The sequence below is a fragment of the Brumimicrobium sp. genome, assembly GCF_048268645.1.
Classification (GTDB): Bacteria; Bacteroidota; Bacteroidia; order Flavobacteriales_D; family Crocinitomicaceae; genus Brumimicrobium; species Brumimicrobium ulvae.
Genome location: NZ_JBLWVE010000005.1, coordinates 96916 through 121377, shown reverse-complemented (window position 1 = coordinate 121377; position 24462 = coordinate 96916). Strand labels below are relative to the sequence as shown.

General features: G+C 37.6%; 13 protein-coding genes and 1 tRNA gene. All 14 read left to right on the top strand.

The features are described from left to right. The first annotated feature begins 8 nt into the window (after positions 1-8). Positions 9-81 (top strand) — tRNA-Trp (locus ACN0U3_RS06235). A gap of 15 nt (positions 82-96) precedes the next feature. Then, positions 97-309, top strand: coding sequence for a preprotein translocase subunit SecE (gene secE / locus ACN0U3_RS06230; RefSeq protein ID WP_109359171.1), 213 nt, complete (start codon positions 97-99; stop codon positions 307-309). Positions 310-340: 31 nt separating this feature from the next. Then, positions 341-892, top strand: coding sequence for a transcription termination/antitermination protein NusG (nusG, locus tag ACN0U3_RS06225; RefSeq protein WP_299206897.1), 552 nt, complete (start codon positions 341-343; stop codon positions 890-892). An 89-nt stretch (positions 893-981) separates the two neighbouring features. Continuing rightward, on the top strand, positions 982-1422 hold the full coding sequence (rplK, locus tag ACN0U3_RS06220; protein ID WP_299206899.1) for a 50S ribosomal protein L11: 441 nt from the start codon (positions 982-984) through the stop codon (positions 1420-1422). A 12-nt stretch (positions 1423-1434) separates the two neighbouring features. After that, complete coding sequence (gene rplA / locus ACN0U3_RS06215; protein ID WP_299206901.1) at positions 1435-2130, top strand: 50S ribosomal protein L1; 696 nt, start codon at positions 1435-1437, stop codon at positions 2128-2130. Between the two features lie 11 nt (positions 2131-2141). After that, positions 2142-2663 (top strand): 50S ribosomal protein L10, encoded by a 522-nt coding sequence (gene rplJ / locus ACN0U3_RS06210; protein WP_299206903.1) that lies wholly within the window; start codon positions 2142-2144, stop codon positions 2661-2663. A gap of 44 nt (positions 2664-2707) precedes the next feature. Continuing rightward, the gene (rplL, locus tag ACN0U3_RS06205) at positions 2708-3082 is read left to right on the top strand and encodes a 50S ribosomal protein L7/L12 (RefSeq protein WP_299206904.1); all 375 of its coding nucleotides are present in this window, start codon (positions 2708-2710) and stop codon (positions 3080-3082) included. Between the two features lie 109 nt (positions 3083-3191). Continuing rightward, on the top strand, positions 3192-7004 hold the full coding sequence (gene rpoB, locus ACN0U3_RS06200; RefSeq protein ID WP_299206905.1) for a DNA-directed RNA polymerase subunit beta: 3813 nt from the start codon (positions 3192-3194) through the stop codon (positions 7002-7004). A 33-nt stretch (positions 7005-7037) separates the two neighbouring features. Beyond that, entirely contained in the window at positions 7038-11324 is a 4287-nt protein-coding gene (gene rpoC, locus ACN0U3_RS06195) for a DNA-directed RNA polymerase subunit beta' (RefSeq protein WP_299206907.1), read from the top strand. 69 nt (positions 11325-11393) lie between these two features. Then, the gene (locus ACN0U3_RS06190) at positions 11394-11708 is read left to right on the top strand and encodes a DUF3467 domain-containing protein (RefSeq protein ID WP_299206909.1); all 315 of its coding nucleotides are present in this window, start codon (positions 11394-11396) and stop codon (positions 11706-11708) included. A 37-nt stretch (positions 11709-11745) separates the two neighbouring features. Continuing rightward, positions 11746-13149, top strand: a complete 1404-nt coding sequence (gene lpdA / locus ACN0U3_RS06185; RefSeq protein ID WP_417265555.1) for a dihydrolipoyl dehydrogenase — start codon at positions 11746-11748, stop codon at positions 13147-13149. A gap of 67 nt (positions 13150-13216) precedes the next feature. Further along, entirely contained in the window at positions 13217-14326 is a 1110-nt protein-coding gene (locus ACN0U3_RS06180) for a glycosyltransferase (RefSeq protein WP_417265554.1), read from the top strand. Positions 14327-14380: 54 nt separating this feature from the next. Next, a complete protein-coding gene (locus tag ACN0U3_RS06175; RefSeq protein ID WP_417265553.1) occupies positions 14381-17824 on the top strand; it encodes a hypothetical protein in 3444 nt (1147 codons plus the stop codon). 165 nt (positions 17825-17989) lie between these two features. Beyond that, positions 17990-24430, top strand: a complete 6441-nt coding sequence (locus ACN0U3_RS06170; RefSeq protein WP_417265552.1) for a gliding motility-associated C-terminal domain-containing protein — start codon at positions 17990-17992, stop codon at positions 24428-24430. Positions 24431-24462: the final 32 nt, after the last annotated feature.

Genomic DNA, 24462 nt, shown 5'->3' with positions numbered 1-24462 from the left:
TTTCCACTACGGGTGTAGCTCAGTTGGTAGAGTACTGGTCTCCAAAACCATTGGTCGTGGGTTCGAATCCTACCGCCCGTGCTAATAAGAAAGAAAGTGGCAAATATTGTAGAATATCTTCAGGATACATACCATGAGTTAGTTCATAAAGTGAGCTGGCCTACATGGACAGAGTTACAGAACAACACTATTATTGTAGTGATAGGTTCTGTTATATTTTCCTTACTTATATTTGTAATGGATTTTATCTTTGGTATAAATCCATCAACTTATTTCTGGAAAGGAATTCTTGGATTAATTTATCCATAATTATTAATAGTGATACGTTAACAGAATAACTGTGGAAGAAGTTAAAAAAAGATGGTACGTTGTTCGCGCTATTAGCGGAAAAGAAAGCATGGTAAAGGAATACCTAGAAATGGAAATCAATCGTCAAAATTTGGGTGATTTCTTTGGACAGATTCTGATACCAACTGAAAAAGTTTTTCAAATTAGAAATGGTAAGAAAATTTCGAAAGAAAAGACTTTTTTACCTGGATATGTTCTGATTGAAGCTGCCCTTGTAGGTGAAGTACCTCACGTTATTAAAGGAGTTCCTAATGTAATTGGCTTCCTAGGTGCTGAAAAGCATGGAGACCCCTTACCAATGAGAAAATCTGAAGTGAATCGTATTCTTGGTAAAGTGGATGAGATGTCAGAAAACGAGGCGGAAATGAAAATTCCATTCGTTATCGGAGAATCAGTTAAGGTGGTTGATGGACCATTTAATAATTTTAATGGAACTATCGAAGAAATTAACGAAGAGAAAAAGAAACTTAAGGTGATGGTGAAAATATTCGGTCGTAAGAACTTGGTCGAATTGAGCTATATGCAAGTGGATAAAGAAAGTTAATAATAAGTATTTTAACCAGTAGGAGTGACGGTGATGATTAAAGCTTCCCATCGATACGGTCACGTGAGTACTACACAAATTATATATAAATGGCTAAAGAAGTAGCAGGTTTGATCAAATTACAGATCAAAGGTGGTGCAGCAAATCCTTCTCCGCCCGTTGGTCCCGCACTTGGTGCAAAAGGGGTTAACATCATGGAGTTCTGTAAGCAGTTTAACTCAAGAACACAAGATAAGGCTGGAAAAGTATTACCTGTTGTAATTACCGTATATGGTGATAAGTCGTTCGATTTTATCATTAAAACACCCCCAGCAGCAGTACAATTGTTAGATGCAGCTAAGCTTAAAAAAGGTTCCGCTGAACCAAACCGTGTAAAAGTGGCGTCGGTTTCTTGGGATCAAGTAAAAGCAATTGCAGAAGACAAAATGACTGATTTAAACTGTTTTACAGTTGAATCAGGAATGAAGATGGTTGCTGGAACAGCAAGAAGTATGGGAATCACTGTAAAGGGAGAATTTCCTAAAAACTAAAAAACATTAATCATGGGACGTATTTCTAAAAAAAGAAAAGAAGCGCTTTCAAAGTATGACTTTGACAAGACGTATTCGTTGACTGAAGCGTGTGATTTAGTAAAGGAAATCACCAATGCAAAATTTGATGCTTCTGTTGACATCAGTGTAAGGCTAGGGGTTGACCCTAGAAAAGCAAACCAAATGGTTAGAGGAACTGTTGCTCTACCTCATGGAACTGGAAAGGATATTAAAGTACTTGTACTTTGTACACCTGATAAAGAACAAGAGGCAAAAGACGCAGGTGCTGATCACGTTGGTCTGGATGAATACATTGAGAAAATCAAAGGTGGTTGGACTGATATTGACGTTATTATCACTATGCCTTCTGTAATGGGGAAAGTTGGAGCTTTAGGTCGTATTTTAGGGCCTAGAGGTTTGATGCCGAACCCAAAAACTGGTACTGTAACAATGGACGTAGCAAAAGCAGTTCAAGAAGTTAAAGCTGGTAAAATTGATTTCCGTGTTGATAAATTCGGTATTGTTCACAGTAATATTGCTAAAGTTTCATTTGAAGGAAGCAAAATTAAAGACAACGCAGCTGAATTATTAAGCACTTTAATCAAGATGAAACCATCTGCAGCTAAAGGAACTTATATCAAAAGTATATACATGAGTTCTACTATGAGCCCAAGTATTCAAATTGATGCGAAAACTGTTGTCGCTTAAAATTTTTAAATATGAAAAGAGAAGAAAAAGCGCAGTACATAGAAGATTTAACAGCAGAACTAAAAGAAGCTGGTGTATTCTATCTAGCAGATACATCAGAGTTGACTGTAGACAAAATTAATGAACTTAGAGGAAGATGTTTCAAAAACAACGTTAGCTTAAAAGTTGTAAAGAATACTTTACTTGAAAAAGCAATCGAAAATGTTTCTGAAAAGAATCTAGGTGAATTAGTTGGTGTTCTTTCAGGACCAACTTCTATCATGTTCGCTGAAGTAGGTAATGCGCCTGCTAAAGTGATTAAAGATTTCCGCAAAAAGAACGATAAGCCTATTCTTAAAGCAGCTTATGTTGAAGAAACCGTTTACTTAGGTGACGAGAATCTTGAAGCATTGACAGCAATCAAGAGCAAGGACGAACTTATCGGAGATATTATTACCTTACTACAAAGCCCAGCTAAAAACGTTGTGTCTGGTCTTAAAGGTCAAGGTGGTAAAATCGCTGGAATCCTTAAAACGCTCTCAGAAAGAGCATAAATTAATTAATTATTATTATTGAACCTTTTTTAAAATAAAATAAAATGGCTGAATTAAAAGACATCGCTGAAACATTAGTTAACCTTACAGTAAAAGACGTTAACGAATTAGCAAACATTCTAAAAGATGAGTACGGTATCGAGCCTGCTGCTGCTGCAGTTGCAGTTGCTGGTGGTGCTGCTGGAGCTGGTGAAGCTGCAGACGAAAAAACAGAATTTGACGTAATCCTTAAAGCTGCCGGTGGTAGTAAATTGGCTGTAGTTAAATTAGTGAAAGAACTTACTGGACTTGGTCTTAAAGAAGCTAAAGAATTAGTTGATGGCGCTCCATCTCCTGTTAAGGAAGGAATCGCTAAAGACGAAGCTGATGCATTGAAAACTTCATTAGAAGAAGCAGGAGCTGAAGTTGAAGTTAAGTAATAACTATACTTATTTTACAGTACAGGCATCCTCGATTTTCGGGATGCCTTGTGCTGTTTTTATGCATTTATACGCATCTGGTTCTTTTTTCTAACAAAATTTCGTAGTCTTGGCAACATCAAATAATATCGCTACAAGAATTAATTTCGCTTCTAGCAAAAGTGTTTTTGAATATCCTGACTTTTTGGATGTTCAATTAAAATCATTCCGTGAGTTTTTTCAACTTGAAACAACTCCAGAAAACAGAGAAAAAGAAGGTCTCTTTAAAGTGTTTTCTGAAAACTTCCCGATAACGGATACTAGAAATCAGTTTGTCCTTGAATTTTTGGACTACTTCATTGATCCGCCTCGCTACTCTATTGAAGAGTGTATTGAACGTGGGTTGACGTATAGTGTTCCGTTGAAGGCTAAATTGAAACTATACTGTACTGATCCAGAACATGAGGATTTTGAAACAATTGTTCAAGATGTTTATCTTGGAACAATTCCCTACATGACGCCAAAAGGATCTTTCGTAGTGAATGGTGCAGAACGTGTTATCGTTTCGCAATTACACCGTTCTCCTGGAGTGTTCTTTGGACAATCTAGGCACGCAAATGGTACAAAACTTTACTCTGCCAGAATTATCCCTTTCAAAGGGTCGTGGATAGAGTTCGCAACTGACATTAATAATGTCATGTATGCATATATCGATCGTAAGAAAAAGCTTCCTGTTACAACTTTGTTCAGAGCTATTGGTTACGAAAGTGATAAAGATATTTTAGAAATATTCGACCTTGCAGATGAAGTTAAAGCAACTAAAACAAACTTGAAAAAAGTTTTAGGTCGTAAACTCGCAGCAAGAGTACTAAAATCATGGATCGAAGATTTCGTTGATGAAGACACTGGTGAAGTGGTTTCTATTGAACGTAATGAGGTAATTCTCGATCGTGATACTGTCCTCGATAAAGACAATATTGAAGAAATTATTGACGCAGGAACTAAAACTATCATCCTTCATAAGGAAGATGTAAATTCTGCCGATTTTACTATTATATATAATACCCTACAAAAAGATACTGCTAACTCTGAAAAAGAAGCAGTAGAGGTAATCTATAGACAATTACGTAACGCTGAGCCGCCTGATTTTGAAACTGCACGTAGTGTTTTTGAAAAATTATTCTTCTCAGATACGCGTTATGATCTTGGTGAAGTAGGTCGTTTTAGAATCAATAAAAAACTTAAAATCTCTGATGAAGAAGAGTCAAGAGTTTTAACGAAAAATGATATAATTAAAATCATTAAATATCTGATTGAGTTGATTAACTCAAAAGCAGAGGTTGATGATATTGACCACCTTTCTAATCGTCGTGTTAGAACGGTTGGTGAACAATTGTATTCTCAATTCGGTGTAGGTCTGGCGCGTATGGCTAGAACTATCCGTGAGAGAATGAACGTGCGTGATAACGAAGTGTTTACCCCTATTGACTTAATTAACGCGAAAACACTTTCGTCTGTGATTAATTCATTCTTTGGTACAAACCAGTTGTCTCAGTTTATGGATCAAACTAATCCACTTTCTGAAGTAACGCATAAAAGACGTTTCTCTGCACTTGGACCTGGTGGTCTTTCTAGAGAACGTGCAGGATTCGAGGTGCGTGATGTTCACTATACGCACTACGGACGACTCTGTACAATTGAAACTCCTGAGGGTCCAAATATTGGTCTGATTTCTTCTCTTTGTGTATTCGCAAAGGTGAATAAACTCGGATTTATTGAAACGCCCTATAGAAAAGTAGTTAATGGTAAAGTTCAACTGGATGAAGAACCAATTTACTTAACTGCTGAAGAAGAGGATGCAAAAATGATTGCGCAAGCAAACGCTCCTTTAAATGACAATGGTGAATTTATTGGAGACATGGTGAAAGCTCGTGAGGAAGGTGACTTCCCTGTTGTTGAACCAAGCGAAATTGATTTAATGGATGTTGGTGCCAACCAAATTGCTTCGATTGCCGCTTCATCTATTCCTTTCTTGGAACATGATGATGCCAACCGTGCATTGATGGGATCAAACATGCAGCGTCAAGCACTTCCTTTATTGAAGCCTGAATCTCCAATTGTAGGAACAGGTATCGAAAGATTAGTAGCGCGTGATTCACGTGTATTAATCAACGCTGAAGGTAACGGAGTTGTCGAGTATGTTGATGCAAATGAAATTGTAATTAAGTATGATCTTTCTGAAGAAGATGAAATAGTTTCTTTCGATGGAAATACGAAAACATATAGTTTAACTAAGTTTAAGAAAACAAACCAAGGTTCTACTATGAACCTAAAACCTATTGTTAAGAAAGGTGATGCAGTTACTGCTGGTCAAGTTCTTTGTGAAGGTTATGCAACTCAGCAAGGTGAATTAGCGCTTGGACAAAACATGAAGGTAGCCTTCATGCCTTGGAAAGGTTATAACTTTGAGGATGCAATTGTGATCTCGGAAAGAGTGGTACGTGAAGACGTATTTACTTCTGTTCATATCGATGAATACTCTCTAGAAGTAAGAGATACAAAACGTGGTATGGAAGAGCTTACTGCTGATATTCCTAACGTAAGTGAAGAAGCTACTCGTGACTTAGATGAAAATGGATTAATTCGTATCGGAGCTGAGGTGAAAGAGGGGGATATCTTAATCGGTAAGATTACGCCGAAAGGAGAGACAGATCCTTCACCTGAAGAGAAATTATTGCGTGCTATCTTTGGTGACAAAGCGGGTGATGTGAAAGATGCTTCATTGAAAGCTGGACCTTCCTTGAAAGGTGTGGTGATCAATAAAAAACTTTTCTCTAGAGCTGTAAAAGATAGAAAAACTAAAGCGCAGGATAAACCAATTCTTGAAAACTTAGATGCCGAATACGAAAAGGATTTAGGTGATTTGAAAGCGATTCTTGTTCAAAAATTATTGGTGATTCTAGATGGTAAAAAATCAGCTGGGGTAACAAATAACTTTAGAGAAGAAATCATTAAAAAAGGATCCAAATTCTCTGAAAAAGCACTAAGTATTATCGATTATACAATCGTTAATCCTAGTAAGTGGACAGATGAGGATGACACCAATTCAATGATTCAGCGTGTTATTCACAACTTCACAATTAAAGCAAACGATTTATTAGGTAACTATAAACGTAAAAAATTCCACATTTCTGTTGGTGATGAATTACCTGCAGGTATCGTGAAATTAGCTAAAGTTTACCTAGCGAAGAAAAGAAAGCTTAAAGTTGGTGATAAAATGGCTGGTCGTCACGGAAATAAAGGTATTGTGGCAAACATTGTTCGTCAAGAAGATATGCCATTCCTTGATGATGGAACTCCAGTTGATATTGTGTTGAACCCGTTAGGGGTACCTTCACGTATGAACCTGGGTCAGATTTATGAAACTGTTCTTGGATGGGCAGGTCAGAAATTAAACGTGAAATTCGCAACGCCTATTTTTGATGGTGCTGAACCTTCAGAGGTAGCTGAATACTGTGATAAAGCAGGAATTCCACATGCGGGTAAGACTTACCTTTATGATGGAGGTACTGGAGAACGTTTCCACCAACCAGCAACTGTTGGGGTAATTTACATGTTGAAATTATCACACATGGTTGATGATAAAATGCACTCACGTTCGATCGGACCATACTCGTTGATTACGCAACAACCACTTGGTGGTAAGGCACTCTTTGGAGGTCAGCGTTTTGGTGAGATGGAGGTATGGGCTCTTGAGGCATTCGGGGCATCAAATATCTTACAAGAAATCTTGACTGTTAAATCGGATGATGTTAATGGTAGAGCAAAAGCTTATGAAGCTATTGTAAAAGGTGATAACCTTCCAAAGCCTGGTATTCCAGAATCATTCAATGTTCTTTTACATGAATTGAGAGGATTAGGTTTAAATATCAAGATGGATTAGTAGTCAAAGTTTAATTGAAAACACTTGTTTAAAATGGCGTATAAAAAAGATACTCAAAATACGGTGAAAGATTTTAATAAAATCACCATTTCATTGGCTTCTCCAGAACAAATTCTGGAGCAGTCAAGTGGAGAGGTTTTAAAGCCGGAAACGATAAACTACAGAACTTACAAACCTGAAAGAGATGGTTTGTTCTGTGAGCGTATTTTTGGACCTGTTAAGGACTATGAATGTCACTGTGGAAAATACAAAAGAATCCGTTATAAAGGAATCGTTTGTGACCGTTGTGGGGTTGAAGTTACAGAGAAAAAAGTACGTCGTGAACGTATGGGACACATTCAATTGGTTGTTCCTGTTGCACATATCTGGTATTTCAGATCTTTACCAAATAAAATTGGTTACCTTTTAGGTTTACCAACTAAAAAATTAGATCAAATTATTTACTACGAAAGATACGTAGTAATTCAAGCTGGTGTTGCGAAAAGTGCGGATGGCGAAGAGTTGGAGGTAATGCAATTCCTTACGGAAGAAGAATACCTGGATATCTTAGACGAAATCCCACAGGATAACCAATATCTTGATGATACTGATCCAAATAAATTCATCGCTAAGATGGGGGCTGAAGCTCTATTTGATTTATTGAAAGGATTAGACCTTCATCAATTATCATTTGACCTTAGACACAAAGCTAACAACGAAACTTCAATGCAGCGTAAAAACGAAGCATTGAAACGTTTACAAGTGGTTGAAGCAATGCGTGATTCACAGGATAGAATTGAAAATCGTCCAGAATGGATGATCATTAAAGTTGTTCCTGTTACTCCGCCTGAATTGAGACCTTTGGTGCCGCTCGATGGGGGTCGTTTTGCAACTTCCGACTTAAATGATTTATACAGACGTGTTATTATTCGTAACAACCGTTTGAAAAGATTAATTGAAATTAAAGCTCCTGAAGTAATTCTACGTAACGAAAAACGTATGCTTCAAGAATCTGTTGATTCTTTATTTGACAACTCTAGAAAATCGAGTGCAGTTAAAACTGAATCTAACAGACCTTTAAAATCATTGTCTGACTCATTAAAAGGAAAACAAGGTCGTTTCCGTCAAAACTTGCTAGGTAAACGTGTTGATTATTCTGCACGTTCTGTAATTTCTGTAGGTCCAGACCTTAAACTTCACGAATGTGGTTTACCAAAAGATATGGCTGCTGAGCTTTACAAGCCATTCGTAATAAGAAAACTAATAGAAAGAGGAGTTGTTAAAACGGTTAAATCTGCAAAGAAAATCGTTGATAAAAAAGAGGCAATTGTTTGGGATATTTTAGAAAACGTGATTAAATCTCACCCTGTTCTATTAAACCGTGCCCCTACGCTTCACCGTTTAGGTATTCAAGCATTCCAACCAAAATTAATCGAAGGAAAAGCAATTAGTCTACACCCTTTAGTGTGTACTGCATTTAACGCCGATTTTGATGGTGACCAGATGGCGGTGCATTTACCACTTGGTAATGCAGCTATTTTAGAAGCGCAAATTTTAATGCTTTCTTCTCACAACATCCTAAACCCTGCTAACGGTGCACCTATTGCTGTACCTTCTCAGGATATGGTTTTAGGTCTTTACTATATGACCAAGGGTAGAGTTTCTGATGAGGAAAGAACAATGCGTGGGGAAGGAATGACTTTCTATTCTCCTGAAGAAGTTCAAATTGCTTTAAATGAAGGTCGCGTAGATTTACACGCACATATTAAAGTTAAAACTGAAGTTCTTGATGGAAAAGGAGGGCTAGAACAAAAAATTATCGAAACTACTGTTGGACGTGTATTGTTCAATGAGATGGTGCCGAAAGAAGTTGGTTACATCAACGATGTTTTAACCAAGAAAGCACTACGTGATATTATTGGAGTAGTATTGAAAATTTCGGGTACTTCTCGTACTGTTCAATTCCTTGATGATATCAAAACTGTTGGTTTCGATATGGCCTTTAAAGGTGGATTGTCGTTCAACTTGAATGATATCGTTATTCCAAAAGAAAAAGAAATTTTAGTGGATAAAGCGAAAGCAAATGTCGCAGAGGTTATGGATAACTATAACATGGGACTAATCACTAATAATGAAAGATATAACCAAATTATTGATATTTGGACACGTACCAACTCTCGTTTAACGAACACTTTAATGGAACAGTTGAAAGCCGATAAGCAAGGTTTCAACGCCATTTATATGATGTTTGATTCTGGGGCACGTGGATCTAAAGAGCAGATTCGTCAGCTTTCTGGAATGCGTGGTCTTATGGCGAAACCTCAGAAATCTGGGGCTTCTAGTCAAGAGATTATTGAAAACCCAATTCTTTCGAATTTTAAAGAGGGACTTTCAATTCTTGAGTACTTTATTTCAACTCACGGTGCTCGTAAAGGTCTTGCCGATACAGCATTGAAAACAGCCGATGCTGGTTACTTGACAAGACGTTTAGTGGACGTAGCGCAAGATGTTGTTGTAAATGAAGTAGATTGCGGTACCTTAAGAGGTATTGTAGCAACTCCATTGAAGAAAAACGATGAAATCGTTGAACCATTATACGACAGAATCGTAGGTAGAAGTGCCGTACATGATGTATATGATGATGACGACAACTTAATCGTTGAAGGAGGAGAGTTAATTACTGAAGACGTTGCGAAAGCAATCGATGATGCGGGAATTGACGAAGTAGAAATTCGCTCTGTATTGACTTGTGAGTTAAGAAGAGGAGTTTGTGCTAAATGTTATGGCCGTAACCTTGCAACAAACCGTGAAGCTCAATTAGGAGATTCAATTGGTGTTGTTGCTGCGCAGTCGATTGGTGAACCAGGTACTCAGCTTACACTTCGTACATTCCACGTTGGGGGTACGGCCTCTAATATTGCGGATGAAAGCGACTTGAAAGCTAAAGCAAACGGTAAACTGGAAATCGATGAGTTAAGAACAATTACTAAAGTAGAAAAAGACGGAACGAAAAAAGAAATCGTTGTGGGTCGTTCTGCTGAATTGAAAATCATTGATAAGAAAACTGGTTTAGCAGCAATGACGGCTAACGTACCTTATGGTGCTGAAATGGTTACTGAAACAAATGTGGACATCAAAAAAGGTGATGTAATTTGTAAATGGGACCCTTATAACGCGGTTATTATTTCTGAATACAATGGTATTATCGAATTTGATAATGTTCTTGAAGGTATTACTTACCGTGAAGAGGTCGATGAGCAAACTGGATTTACTGAAAAGGTAATTACGGAAACAAGAGATAAAAAGAAAAACCCAACTATTGTCATTAAAAACAAGAAAGGTGAAGTCTTAAAATCATACCCAATCCCTGTTAATGCTCACGTTTCTGTAAAAGAAGGTGAAGAAATTCAACAAGGATATAGTTTAGTGAAGATTCCTAGAGTAGGTGGTAAAGGAGGGGATATTACAGGAGGTTTACCTCGTATTACTGAGCTTTTCGAAGCACGTAACCCATCTAACCCTGCTGTAGTTTCTGAAATTGACGGTATTGCTAGCTATGGTAAAATCAAACGTGGTAACCGTGAGGTGATCATCGAAGCGAAAACGGGTGAAACTAAGAAGTACTTAGTGCCTCTATCAAAGCACATCCTTGTTCAAGAAAATGACTTTGTTCGTGCTGGACAATCTCTTTCAGATGGTGCAATAACGCCAAAAGATATTTTGAATATTCAAGGGCCAACTGCCGTACAGGAATACCTAGTAAATGAGGTTCAAGAAGTTTACCGTTTACAAGGGGTGAAGATTAACGATAAGCACTTTGAGGTAATTGTTCGCCAAATGATGCTTAAAGTTGAAATTGATGATGCAGGAGATACACGTTTCCTTGAAAATCAAGCAGTGCATAAGGCTGATTTCATGGAGGAAAACGACAGAATCTTTGGTATGAAATACGTTGAAGATGCAGGGGACTCCCAAGAACTTAAAGTAGGACAGATTGTTTCTGCTCGTAGATTGAGGGATGAAAATACGCAGTTGAAACGTGAGGATGCTAAGCTTGTTGTTGCTCGTGATGCAGTAGCTGCTACTTCCAAACCGATGTTGCAAGGAATTACACGTTCTTCGCTTCAAACACAATCATTTATTTCTGCAGCTTCCTTCCAGGAAACTACAAAAGTGTTGAACGAAGCAGCTATTTCTGGTAAGGTTGATCACTTGTTAGGACTTAAAGAAAACGTTATTGTTGGACATAAAATTCCAGCAGGTACTGGTGTTCGTAAGTTCCAAAATTTACAAGTTGCTTCAACTGAAACTTATGAAGAGGCGACCAATAAAGAAGGATAAAACTAACTTCAAATAAATTATAGGCTATCAATTTTATATTGATAGCCTTTTTTTATTACCTTTATTCTTATGGAAAACAATAACAACAAAGACAATAAATTAAACATTGAGCTGCCCGAAGATATTGCTGACGGAGTATATTCTAACCTCGCTGTAATCACTCATTCACAGTCAGAATTTGTTTGCGATTTTGTTCAAATCATGCCTGGAATGCCAAAAGCTAAAGTGAGATCGAGGGTGATTATGACACCCGAAAATGCAAAAAGGCTGCTTCATGCATTACAAGACAATATCAGAAAGTTTGAAGAAAATTTAGGCACTATAAAAGATGGTAATAGTGATTTACCACCAATTAATTTTGGAACACCACCAACCGAAGCTTAAAGCGATTTTAATATAAAAAAATAAATATACATTTATCATGAGTAAATACGATGTAACTATCATTGGATCCGGACCTGGTGGATACGTAGCCGCAATTAGATGCGCACAATTAGGACTGAAAACTGCAATTATTGAGAAATACAATACACTTGGAGGAACTTGCTTAAACGTTGGATGTATCCCGTCTAAAGCACTCTTAGACTCAAGTGAGCATTATCATAATGCCGAAAACTCTTTCGAAGAGCATGGAATCAACCTGAAAGATCTTAAGCCTGACTTTAAGAAGATGGTTGAGCGTAAGAATAAAGTGGTCGACCAAACTTGTAAAGGGATTGATTTCCTTATGGATAAAAACAAAATCGATGTTCATCATGGAGTAGGTTCTTTCGTTGATAAAAACACTGTAAAAGTGATTGATGATAAAGGAAAAGAAAAGGAACTGAAAACAGATAAAGTAATCATCGCTACTGGATCTAAACCAAATTTCTTTAAAGGAATGGAGCCAGATAAAAAGCGTATCATTACTTCTACAGAAGCTCTTTCTTTAAACGAAATCCCTAAATCAATGATTGTTATTGGTGGAGGTGTTATTGGTCTTGAATTAGGTTCTGTTTATGCTCGTCTTGGAACTAAAGTTGAAGTAGTTGAATTCGCCGATTCTATTATCCCTACTATGGATGTAACTATGGGAAAGGAGCTAACGCGTGTGCTTAAAAAGTTGAAAATGAAATTCAACATGAAGCATAAAGTTCAAAATGTTGAAAATACAGGGAAAGGTGTAAAGGTTACTGCATTGGATAAAAAAGATAAAGAGGTTACTTTTGAAGCAGACTACTGTCTTGTTGCTGTGGGAAGAAAACCATATACTGAAGGTTTAGGCCTTGAAAATGTAGGAATCAAAACAACAGATAGAGGACAAATTGATGTCAATGAAAATCTTCAAACTGCAGTTGATAACATTTATGCAATTGGAGATGTTGTTCGAGGTGCAATGCTTGCACATAAAGCTGAAGAAGAAGGTACTTTTGTTGCTGAAAAAATTGCAGGACAAATACCTCATATTAATTACAACCTCATTCCTGGAGTGGTTTATACTTGGCCAGAGGTGGCATCAGTTGGTAAAACTGAACAAGAAATTAAAGCTTCTGGTATAGAATATAAAGTGGGTTCATTCCCCATGAAAGCACTAGGTAGATCTAGGGCTTCTGGAGATATCCAAGGGTTGGTTAAAATCATCACCAATAAAGAAACTGATGAGATTTTAGGTTTTCATATGATTGGCGCGAGAGCTGCCGATTTGATAATGGAAGGTGTTGTAGCTATGGAGTACAGAGCGTCCGCTGAAGACCTCGTGCGTATGTCTCACCCTCATCCTACTTATTCCGAAGCAATTCGTGAAGCAGCAATGGATGCAACAGGTGATAGATCAATTCACGTTTAGAAATAAAAATCAAAATAATATCAATGCCTCAAGTCATATCCTTGAGGCATTGTTTTTCTAAATTAAAATGTCAACTAATAAATGCCATATTGCTTATTTCTGTGCCTCCAAAAGTTGGGGTGGTCTTGAAATGAATCAACTGCGAAATGCGCAATGGATGAGTCAAAGAGGACATAAAGTCTTGATGATTGTACAGGAAAATAGCAAAATTCACCAAGAAGCAATAAATTCTAAATTGTCTATTGCTTTTGTGAATCAACACCGAAAATACTACGATGTTCTTAATGCAGTGCGGCTTTTTAGAATCCTTAAAAAACATAATGTTTCTCATCTTATCGTTAGAGATCCAAAGGACCTAAGTCTTACTGCTATGGTGAAATCCTGGCGTAAAGAAAAACTGTTTTTAGCTTACTTTATGGAAATGCAAATTGGAATCCCTAAAAGAGATCTGTTGCATACACAAAGGTATAAAAAAATTGATTTGTGGTCCTGTCCACTCCCTTGGTTGAAAAATCAAGTTGTCGAACTAACAAATTTCCCTGAAGAAAGAACAGTGATCATTCCTTCAGGCTTAGAATTAGAAAAGTATTTTAACGCTGTTGATCGACACACTGCTAAAGAATTACTTCAGCTGAACCCTTCTAATGACTACATCGGCCTCGTCGGGCGATTTGACATTCAAAAAGGACAGCTACTACTCCTTAATGCTTTCAATCAAATCAAAACTAGTATTCAACATAATCTTGTGTTTTTAGGAGAATCTACTCATGGAGAACAGGACGATTATTTAATGGAACTAAAGCGTTTTGTTAAGAATAATAATTTAGAAGATCGAGTCCACTTTAGACCGTTTAGAAAAGATGTTGAAACCTTTTATGCTGCAATCGACGTTTTTGTGATGGCAACAAAAGCAGAAACTTTTGGAATGGTAACCATTGAAGCAATGGCTTCTGGATGTAGAGTAGTGGGTAGCAATAAAGGGGGGACTGTCGAAATTCTTAACCATGGTGCTTACGGAACTCTCTTCGAATCTGAAGATGTAAATGATTTGGCTAATAATTTATTAAATTCGATACATGACACTGATTTTGAACCGAAAAAAATTATGGAAGCGTCAAAAAAATACGATGCAAATCAGGTATGCGAACTTGTAGAGGAAGCTTTGTCATGTAAATAAAATTATCTGATGGTAAAAGCACCAAATCAAAACTGAATTCGTTATCCCAATGGAATGAAATCTATTACAGGTATAAAATTATTTGTTTTCGCACTGCTTATCGTAGTTGCTGTTCCTGTATTGAGCCAAAATTCCTCACTGAGATGGAAAACTTTACAAGTCTCTAGTGACACCCTAATTCTTGATTCACTAACCATTTATCAAAATAGTCTGCAGGTTTTTTGTGGTGAAAAAAAACTTTCGAGTAGAGACTATTTTTTCAATGGAATTACCCGTGAATTTTATTTCGGAAAAGAATGTGCTGACTCGTTAGAATTGATGTATCGAGTGTTTAGTATTGATTTTCAAAAACCGGTTCAAACTATCGATACAAGTATGATTTATCGTGACGTAGGTGAAGTGCGTGACTATTACTTCAATCCTGTTGATCAACAAACTAATTTCTTCTCTGATGATGGAATCAAGAAGTCAGGAAGCATTTCTAGAGGGATCAGTTTTGGAAATGCACAAGACCTTTCGGTTAACTCCACACTAAATCTTCAATTGTCTGGTGAAATCGCTAATAATATGAATATATTGGCCACTGTTACTGACGATAACTTACCGATTCAGCCTGATGGAAATACCAATCAATTGCAAGAGTTTGATCAAGTGTTTATTCAGTTGTATGGAAAGGAATATAAAATCATTGCAGGTGATTTTTGGTTGAAAAAGCCGAGCGGATATTTTACAAACTATAATAAACGTGCCCAAGGATTGTTTGGACAGTATACTTGGGGAGATGAAAAATCTAAATGGACAGCTCAAGGAGCAGGAGCCTTATCGAAAGGTAAATTCGCTAGAAACACTATTCAAGGTCAAGAGGGAAGCCAAGGACCATACCGATTAAAAGGAAATGAAAACGAACCATTTATTATGGTGCTATCTGGTACTGAAAGTGTTTATTTAGATGGGAAATTACTGGAAAGAGGTCAGGAGTTTGACTATACCATAAACTATAACACTGCAGAAGTCATATTTACTCCTCGGCATCAAATAACAAAAGATGTAAGAATAGTGGTTGAATTTCAGTATACCGACCAAAATTACGCCCGATCCTTATTTCAAGGGAGTGTAGCATACGAAAGTGATAAATTTGATTTTTGGATGAACCTTTATAGTGAACAAGATGCCAAAAATCAATCTCTACAGCAAACCTTGAGTAATAATGATAAACTCTTGTTGGGAAGTATTGGTGACAGTTTACAGCTTGCCCGATCAAACGCCATTGATAGTGTCGGATTTGTTGACAATCAAGTTACTTATAAATTGGTAGATTCGTTGGGTATTGACTCTGTGCTAGTATATTCTGTAAGTCCTGACTCAGCGTTTTATAAAGCCACTTTTACTAATGTTGGAATGGGAAATGGAAATTATGTTTTTGACAAATTTACGGCAGTGGGACGCGTATACAAATGGGTTGCCCCAATTGGAGGTGTTCCACAAGGTGATTTTGAACCTTCTCGTCTGATTATTTCACCCAAGAAAAATGCCTTGATTTCAGTTGGAATAAATTACCGATGGAATAAAAAATGGAGGGTTATGTCAGAATTAAGCACCTCAAATAATGATGTCAATACTTTTTCAAGAATAGACAATGAAGACAATCGAGGGGTCGCAAATAAAACAACTATCGAGGGTGTTTTTAATTTGGGTAAGGACTCCTTGACGCCGTGGGCAATGACAACAGCCTTAGACTTTGAATATCGAACACAATTCTTTCAAGAAATTGAACGCTATCGAGGTGTTGAGTTCGATCGAGATTGGAACGTGCGAAATAAAAACTATTCTGGTCAACAAGTTTTGGCGAACTTGTCTGGAGGTATAAAGCATAGAGATTATGGAAAGGTCGAATTAAAAGGACAAAACTTTACTTTTGGTGGTGATTATCAAGGGAATCGTGCCCAGTTATTAGGAAATTGGAATCAAAATGGGTTTAGTGCGAATGTGAATGGGAGTTACCTGGTAAGCAAAACAGACAATGTAAATTCCTACTTACGCCATACTTTGGCTTTGAGTCAATCGCTTGGTCCGATAAAAATTGGGTTTGAAGATGACCATGAACTCAATCAATTTACTCAAGCAGATACTTTATTAATCACAGATTCTTACCAATGGTATGATTGGAAAGTCTATATCTCCAATGCCGATAGTTTAGAAAATAAATTTACAGTTTTCTACCGTGAAAGGTATGATAGAAAAAGTGATTCACTTAAGTTGGTGGATGTCGCCAAAGGACGAAGTGTAGGTGCAGACTATAATTGGATTACCAACAAAAGTAGCTCCTTGACGACTATGGTAAGTTATCGAATGCTTGAAATTAAGGATGAAAAATTGATTGATCAAACACCTGAAAATTCTTTTTTAGGAAGAGTGGATTATCGACTTAACTTGTGGAAAAATGCCCTTACAGCAAGTACATTTTATGAAGTTGGCTCGGGTTTAGAAGTGAAAAAGGAGTTTCTATACATTGAGGTAAACGCAGGACAAGGAGTTTATACTTGGATTGACTATAACAACGATGGTGTTAAAGACTTAAATGAATTTGAGGTAGCACAATACCAAGACCAAGCAAAGTATATTCGTGTCTTTACGCCAAGTAATGAGTATGTTAGAACTTATTCTAATGAGTTCAACCAAACCTTGTTTTGGAGGCCAGAAAGAATTTGGCAAAGTAAAAATGGGGTCTTAAAATTCTTGTCACGACTTTCCAATCAAACACGTTTTAGAGTCAATAAAAAAATGGGCAGTCAATCTAATGAGACTTATAATCCAATAGCAAGAGATATAGCAGATACCAGCCTGATTAGTTTTAATTCGACCATAAGAAACACACTTTATTTTAATCGTACAAATCCTATCTTTGGTGCTGATTACACATTTTCTGAAACAGCTTCAAAATCTCTGTTGGCCAATGGGTTTGATGCGAGGAAGATGACTTTTAATACGGTGTCGATGCGCTGGAATGTAATCAAAGGATTCACTATGAAATTGAATTCTGAAATAGGGCTAAAAGAATCAACAGCAGATTATACAACAGGTAGAAATTACGCTATTCAATATCACCATTTACAGCCTGAATTCATTTATCAACCCAATACAACTTTTCGTTTATCGGCAAGCGGAAGGTATGAAGAGAAAAGCAATGATAAATCAATGGGAGGAGAGAATGCGTATATTTCTGATGTAGGCCTTTCTTTAAAATGGAATCAGTTAGAGAAAGGAAGTTTAAGTGGGGAAGTGAAAATTGTTATTATTAACTATTCAGGGGTTCAAAATAACGCTTTAGCCTATGAAATGCTCGAATCTTTAAAACCAGGAAGAAATTTTACATGGGGTTTGAATTATCAAAGAAGCTTGTCTAAGAATCTACAAATCAACATCCAATACAATGGTAGGAATTCTGAGAACAGTAAGACCATACATTCTGGGGGGGTTGAAGTGCGTGCTTTTTTCTAAAACAGCTTTGATTCCTGCAAAAAAAAACATATTTTTACCATTGCTAACTCTACAGATTATTCACTTTGTAACAAATTGTTGTTAATAAATTACGGTTTTGGCAACCTTTTTTTAAGGAGCCACGTTTCAATAGTAGACACCGTATTAATCTTATGCACTACGATTATGAAAAATTTCTACCAAAACACATTAGCGTTCTTGTTATTTCTGTTGAGTATTTTTGTTTTTCAACAAGATGCAAAAGCCTCTCACGTGGCAGGAGGATATCTTCAATTTGAATGTACTGGTACACCAGGACAGTATTTAATGCGATTAATATTATACAGAGATTGTTCTGGAGTAAATCTTGGTCAAGGTAATTTAGGCGTTGATTTTACTAATAACTGCGGAGGCGTACCCAATAGACGATTTTTCGCTTCTTATGTTTCACATTCTGAAGTTTCACAAGTTTGTGTTCAACAAGCAGGGAATACGACATGTACTGGTGGTAATCTCCCAGGGTATGAAGAGTTCATTTATGAAGCAATTATTAATCTAGATGATTGTGATACGTGGACCGCTAGCTATAGCTTGTGTTGTAGAAATGGAACCAATAACTTAAATGGGCAACCAACTTTTAATATTACCACTCAGTTGAATACAGCCACTGATGATTGTAATACATCGCCAGTGGTTACTGCTCAACCTGAGCCATATGTATGTAATGGACAGCCAGTATCCTACAACTTAGGTGCTTATGAACCAGATGGTGATTCAATTTCTTATGCTTTAGTTTCTGCTACAAATAATCCAACAACTCCTTCAAATTACTCAGGAGGATTTAGTGGAACAAACCCAATTGCAGGAGTGAATATTGATCCCGTTACTGGAACAGTAACGTTTACACCCACCGTTAACGGACCCTATGTTTTTGTAATTCAAATGACCGAATATGATTCCAATGGAAATGTTGTGACGGTAACCAATTATGAATATCAAACCTATGTGGAGACTTGTAATAATGAATTGCCTCAACCTCCCTCAGCGACTCCTGGTGGTGGTGTTACGAATGTAACAGGTAGCATTGTTCAAACCGGACCCAATAGCTTAACTTTGTGTCAAGGCTTTCAAGGGTGTTTTGACGTGGTCTTTACAGATCCAGATCCGAACGACGTCTTAACAGTGACCTCTAATTTAGCAAACGTTTTACCTGGTGCAACAATTACAGAAACAGGTACTAATCCTTTAACGGTATCTGTTTGTTGGACACCAGTAACAACTTCTGGTACCGTTACGCTTAACTTCCTTGTTGAAGATGATGCTTGTCCTATTACAGGTCAAAATAACTATGGTGCCTCCATTAATGTGGTGAACCCAGGAGTACCAAGTGTTACAACAACAGACGAAACTTGTGGAGGAACTGACGAAGGAACTGCAACTATTACAATGTCAGGCGGTGTTGCACCTTTTACTTATAATATTTCCGGACCTCAAAACAACACGAATACCTCGGGTAACTTTACTAACTTACCGCCAGGTAACTATAACTATACTGTAAATACCGGAGGTGGTTGTGATGTGACAGGAACTTTTACTATTAATCCTGGTCCTCCACTTCCTGTTACCGTAAACTCTACTCCTTTATCTTGTAATGGAGCTGCTGATGGAACTGCTACTGCAACACCTACAGGGGGCTTGGCACCTTATGTTTATGTTTGGAGCCAAGGTGGAACACCTATAGGTCAAAATACACAAACTGCGTCTAACTTAGCTGCTGGTACTTATGATGTATCTGTAACAGACGACAATGGTTGTGTTGTTGTAGAGACAGTCGTTGTAACTGAACCTGATGTGTTAACGGGTACAATAACGCCTACAAATACCCTATGTAATGGTGATGCAACTGGACAAATCGACATATCAGGGGTTACAGGAGGAACACCAACTTATTTTTATAGCTTAAATAATGGTACACCTCAATCAGGAACTAATTTTAGTGGTCTTGCAGCAGGAAACCATCAGGTAGAAATTATAGATGATCAGGGTTGTTCACTTGTTCTAACAACAGTTGTTGGTGAGCCAGCTGTATTGAATTTAGTTTTAGACAATGTAGATGATGCCACTTGTGGTGCTAACTCAGGAGCAATTGATGTCACTGCTAGTGGAGGAGAAGGCCCATATAATTATGCGATAGGAGGTACAACTTCTTCCACAGGATCATTTACAAATATTGCGCCCGGAACTCATACAGTAATTGTTACTGATGATAACGGATGTACAGCAACTGTTACGGCAAACGTAGGTGCTGTGGCTACTCCAACAGCATTTGTGGATAACTTACAAGACTTAAGTTGTTTTGGAGGGAATAATGGAGAAGTTATTATTGGTACTTCTGGAGCTTTAGCACCCGTTTCTTACTCTTTAGATGGTGGTGCTGGACAAGCGAGTAATACTTTTTCAGGATTGTCAGCGGGGAACTACTCGGTTGAAATCACAGATGGGAATGGATGTACTGCCTCTGTAAGTTTTACAATTACCCAACCTCCGGTTTTAACATATACAACAGTTGCAACGCCTGCTTCTTGTGCGGGGAATTGTGATGGAGAAATTACAATTACTGCAACAGGAGGTACTTCTCCATATGAATATTCAAGTAATGCGGGGCTTTCTTTTGGAACTAATCCTACTTTGACCGGCTTATGTGCTGGTAATATTCAGGTGGTTGTGGAAGACAACAACGGATGTTTGTCTAACTCTACAGTTACAATTACTGAACCAACACCATTGACGGCTACCTTTGTAAATACAGACCCAGTGTGTAAGGATGGTTCTGATGGAACTATTGAAGTAAACGCTGCGGGCGGAACACCTACACCTGGATATCAATATAGTGTTAATGGAGGACCTTTACAGCCAAGTAACATACTCACAGGTTTGCCAGCAGGTAATCATGATGTAACTATTCAAGATGGAAATGGATGTGAAATTACTTCTACACAAACATTAATTAACCCTGCAGGTATTGATATTGATACCTTATCAATGACGCCTTCTAATTGTGGATTTAATGATGGAGAACTTGTGTTTACCGCTTCAGGAGCTAATCCTCCTTTCTTATACTCTTTAGACGGTTCGCCAAATCAAGCTTCTGGAACATTCTCAAATCAATTGGCAGGAGCATATCAAATTGTCGTAACAGATTTCTTGGGTTGTCAAGATTCGACGTACTTCGGTATTAACGATATCCAAATGGATGGAGACCTTGTTGGTACGGTAGATGTTTCATGTTATGGAGGAAGTGATGGTGAAGTGGAAGTAATTAACTATGCTGGTGCAGCACCTATTACTTTTGAACTAGACAATAGTGGGACAACGCAAACCAATGGTTCGTTCAATGGAATTTCAGCAGGTAACCATATTGTGACCATTTATGATGCAGGGTACTGTGTTTATACGGTTCCTTTTACAATTACACAACCAGATGAGATTGACTTTACAGCTAACGTTCAAGATGTTTCATGTAATGGTGGCGCAACAGGTGAGATTGAAGTAATTAATGTTACAGGAGGTACCACTGGTACGGGCCTTTATCAATACAGTATTGATGGTGGATTTGTTTTCCAGGCTTCAAACGTGTTTTCAGGTCTGACAGCAGGTACATATACTGTAATTGTGATGGATGATAATAACTGTATGAACTTTAAGACATTCACTATTGATGAAGCTACACCAATTACTTTTACAACAAATGAATTTGATTTAAATTGTAATAATGACAATACAGGGTTGTTACAAATAGTTGCAGCTGGAGGTGCAGGGAATTACTCATACAGTATAGATAATGGGGCAACATTCCAAGCAGGATTAACCTTTACTGGATTGGCCGCTGGAACATATGATATTGTTGTGGAGGATGGATCAGGATGTCAAGTGAACGGAACTGCTACCTTAACAGAACCAGCGCCATTAACAGCAAATTACCTTACCACTGATGCTGATTGTTTTGGAGTGTGTGATGGTGAAATATTGATTACTGCAGCTGGTGGGTCAACTCCATACAGTTACAGCATAGACAATGGTACAACTTTAACAACAAACAATAATATTACTGGAATTTGTGCAAGTACTTTTGATGTAGTTGTTAAAGATGATAATGGATGTTTGATTACTTCTACAGAGACCGTTAATGAACCAACGGAAGTAACTTTCACTTCTGCGGAAACACCATCTACTTGTAGTGATCCTAATGGAGAAATTACTATTACTGCATCTGGAGGTACAATAGGATATACTTATAGTATTGACAATGGAGCAACTTATGTTGGAGGAAATAACTTTACAGGTTTAACTGCGGGAACTTATGACCTTATGGTCTTAGATAACAATGGGTGTCCTGCGTCTGGAATTCAAACAGTGACAGATATGGCTTCTCCAAGCATCACAATGGTGACCAAGACAGACCCTTTATGTAATGGAGATGCCAATGGAGAAATTGTTGTAACAGCTACCGGAGGTACAGGTACTTTATCTTACACTTTAAATGGAGGTACGCCACAAGCAAGTGCTACAATAACCGGAGTGCCTGCAGGAACGCATACCGTGACTGTTACAGACCTAAATGGATGTACAGATACAGAAACTGTAACTTTAACAGAACCTGATCCGCTTGCATTCACATCTGTTCCAACAGACCTTACTTGTTTCGAAAATTCAACAGGGAAAATCAATGTTACTCCTTCGGGAGGTACACCTCCATATCAATATTCTTTTGATAATGGAGTGACTTTTGGAGCTTCACCTTCCAACAACTTTATTGCTGCAGGAACGTATGATATCGTTTTAAGAGACTATAAAGGATGTGAGGTGATGGGTACTGAAACTGTGACTCAACCAACGGAATTGTTAATCGACAATGTTGCAACGACTGATGCTTTATGTAACAGCTCTTGTGATGGTGAAATACAGTTAACAGTTTCTGGTGGATTAACTCCATATACATACAACTGGGTGCAAGGAGTTGCTGGAGCTTCTGATGATTTAGCTACAGGACTTTGCGCTGGGACTTATGACTTCATTGTTGAAGATTATAATGGATGTTTGGTGGATAGCTTTGCTGTTGTTGATGAACCAGATTCTGTTGAGATTACAAGTATAATAAAAGATGACATCACTTGTAATGGAGACTGTGATGGAGAAATTATAGTTAATTCGCCTACCGCAACTGAATATTCTATTGATGGAGGTGCAACCTTCCAAGCAGCTAATGTATTCAATAACTTATGTGCTGGTGACTTTGACATCATTGCTAGGGATATAGATGGATGTACTGTGGAAGCTACTGTAAACTTGTGGGAAGCTTTACCTATGGCGCTAACAATTACAGACGATACAACGGTGTGTCACGCTTATAACTACCAAGTAGTTGGTTCAGCTTCCGGCGGAATTCAACCGTATACATTCCAATGGGGGAATGGTGGTTCTGTTACTGATACACTTGATATTATTGCGACACAAACAGAAACATATTCTTTAGAAGTGTTTGACTATAATGGTTGTACTGTTCCTGCTGAAAGTATGACAGTAACGGTAATTCCTTTAGTTGATATTCTTGTTCTTCAAGACACAACTATTTGTCCTGATGGTACCGCAACATTAACTGCGCAAGGTATTGATGGACTACCCGCCTACGATTATGTATGGAGTAATGGTGAAACCGGAGCAATGATTTCAGTTTCTCCGTCGACAACAACAACTTATACAGCTACAGTTACTGACCAATGTGGAGATCAAGCTTCTGGCGATGTAGTTGTAGATTTACATGGACTTCCAACGGTATTGTTTGAAGGAGATGACCTAACGGGTTGTGTTCCTCATACTGTGAACTTCACAAATCTTACAAATGCTGCTGATGTAGGTGCAAATTGTATATGGACAATTAATGGTCAGACATTTACAGGATGTACAGATTTAGAGTATACATTTAATGCAGAATTCTGCTATGATGTTTCATTGCAAGTTGAATCTCCGTTTGGTTGTGTTAGTGATACCACGTTCCTCGACTATGTTTGTGTTGATGGATACCCTACGGCTGCATTCAGCTTTAATCCTACACACCCAACTTCTGTAAATAACATAGTTGACTTTACGAATACGTCTGTAGGAGGGGAAACCTATAACTGGAGCTTTGAAGGCGAAGGAACAACCAATGAGACAAATCCACGTATAACTTTCAGTAACGTTAATCAAGCAACTGATATTACCGTTTGTTTAGAAGCAATCTCTGAATATGGTTGTGCGGATGAGGTATGTCAGGATATTGAATTTAAAGACGAATTTGCAGTTTATGTTCCAAATACATTTACGCCAGATGACGATCAACATAATCCAACTTTCTATCCAGTATTCCCTACTGATAGTGAAATTCATGATTATCACTTAATCATTTTTAACAGATGGGGAGAAGTGATGTTTGAATCTTATGATTATAGAGTAGGTTGGAATGGAACGTACGGTGTAGGTTCTACAGAAATCGTGAAAGACGGCACCTACGTTTGGAAGATTAAAGTAACTGAAGGTGCGGATAACAAGCAAAGAGAATTTGTTGGACATGTAACTTTATTAAGATAAAACACGTAATTACTATAGGATAAAGAGAACTA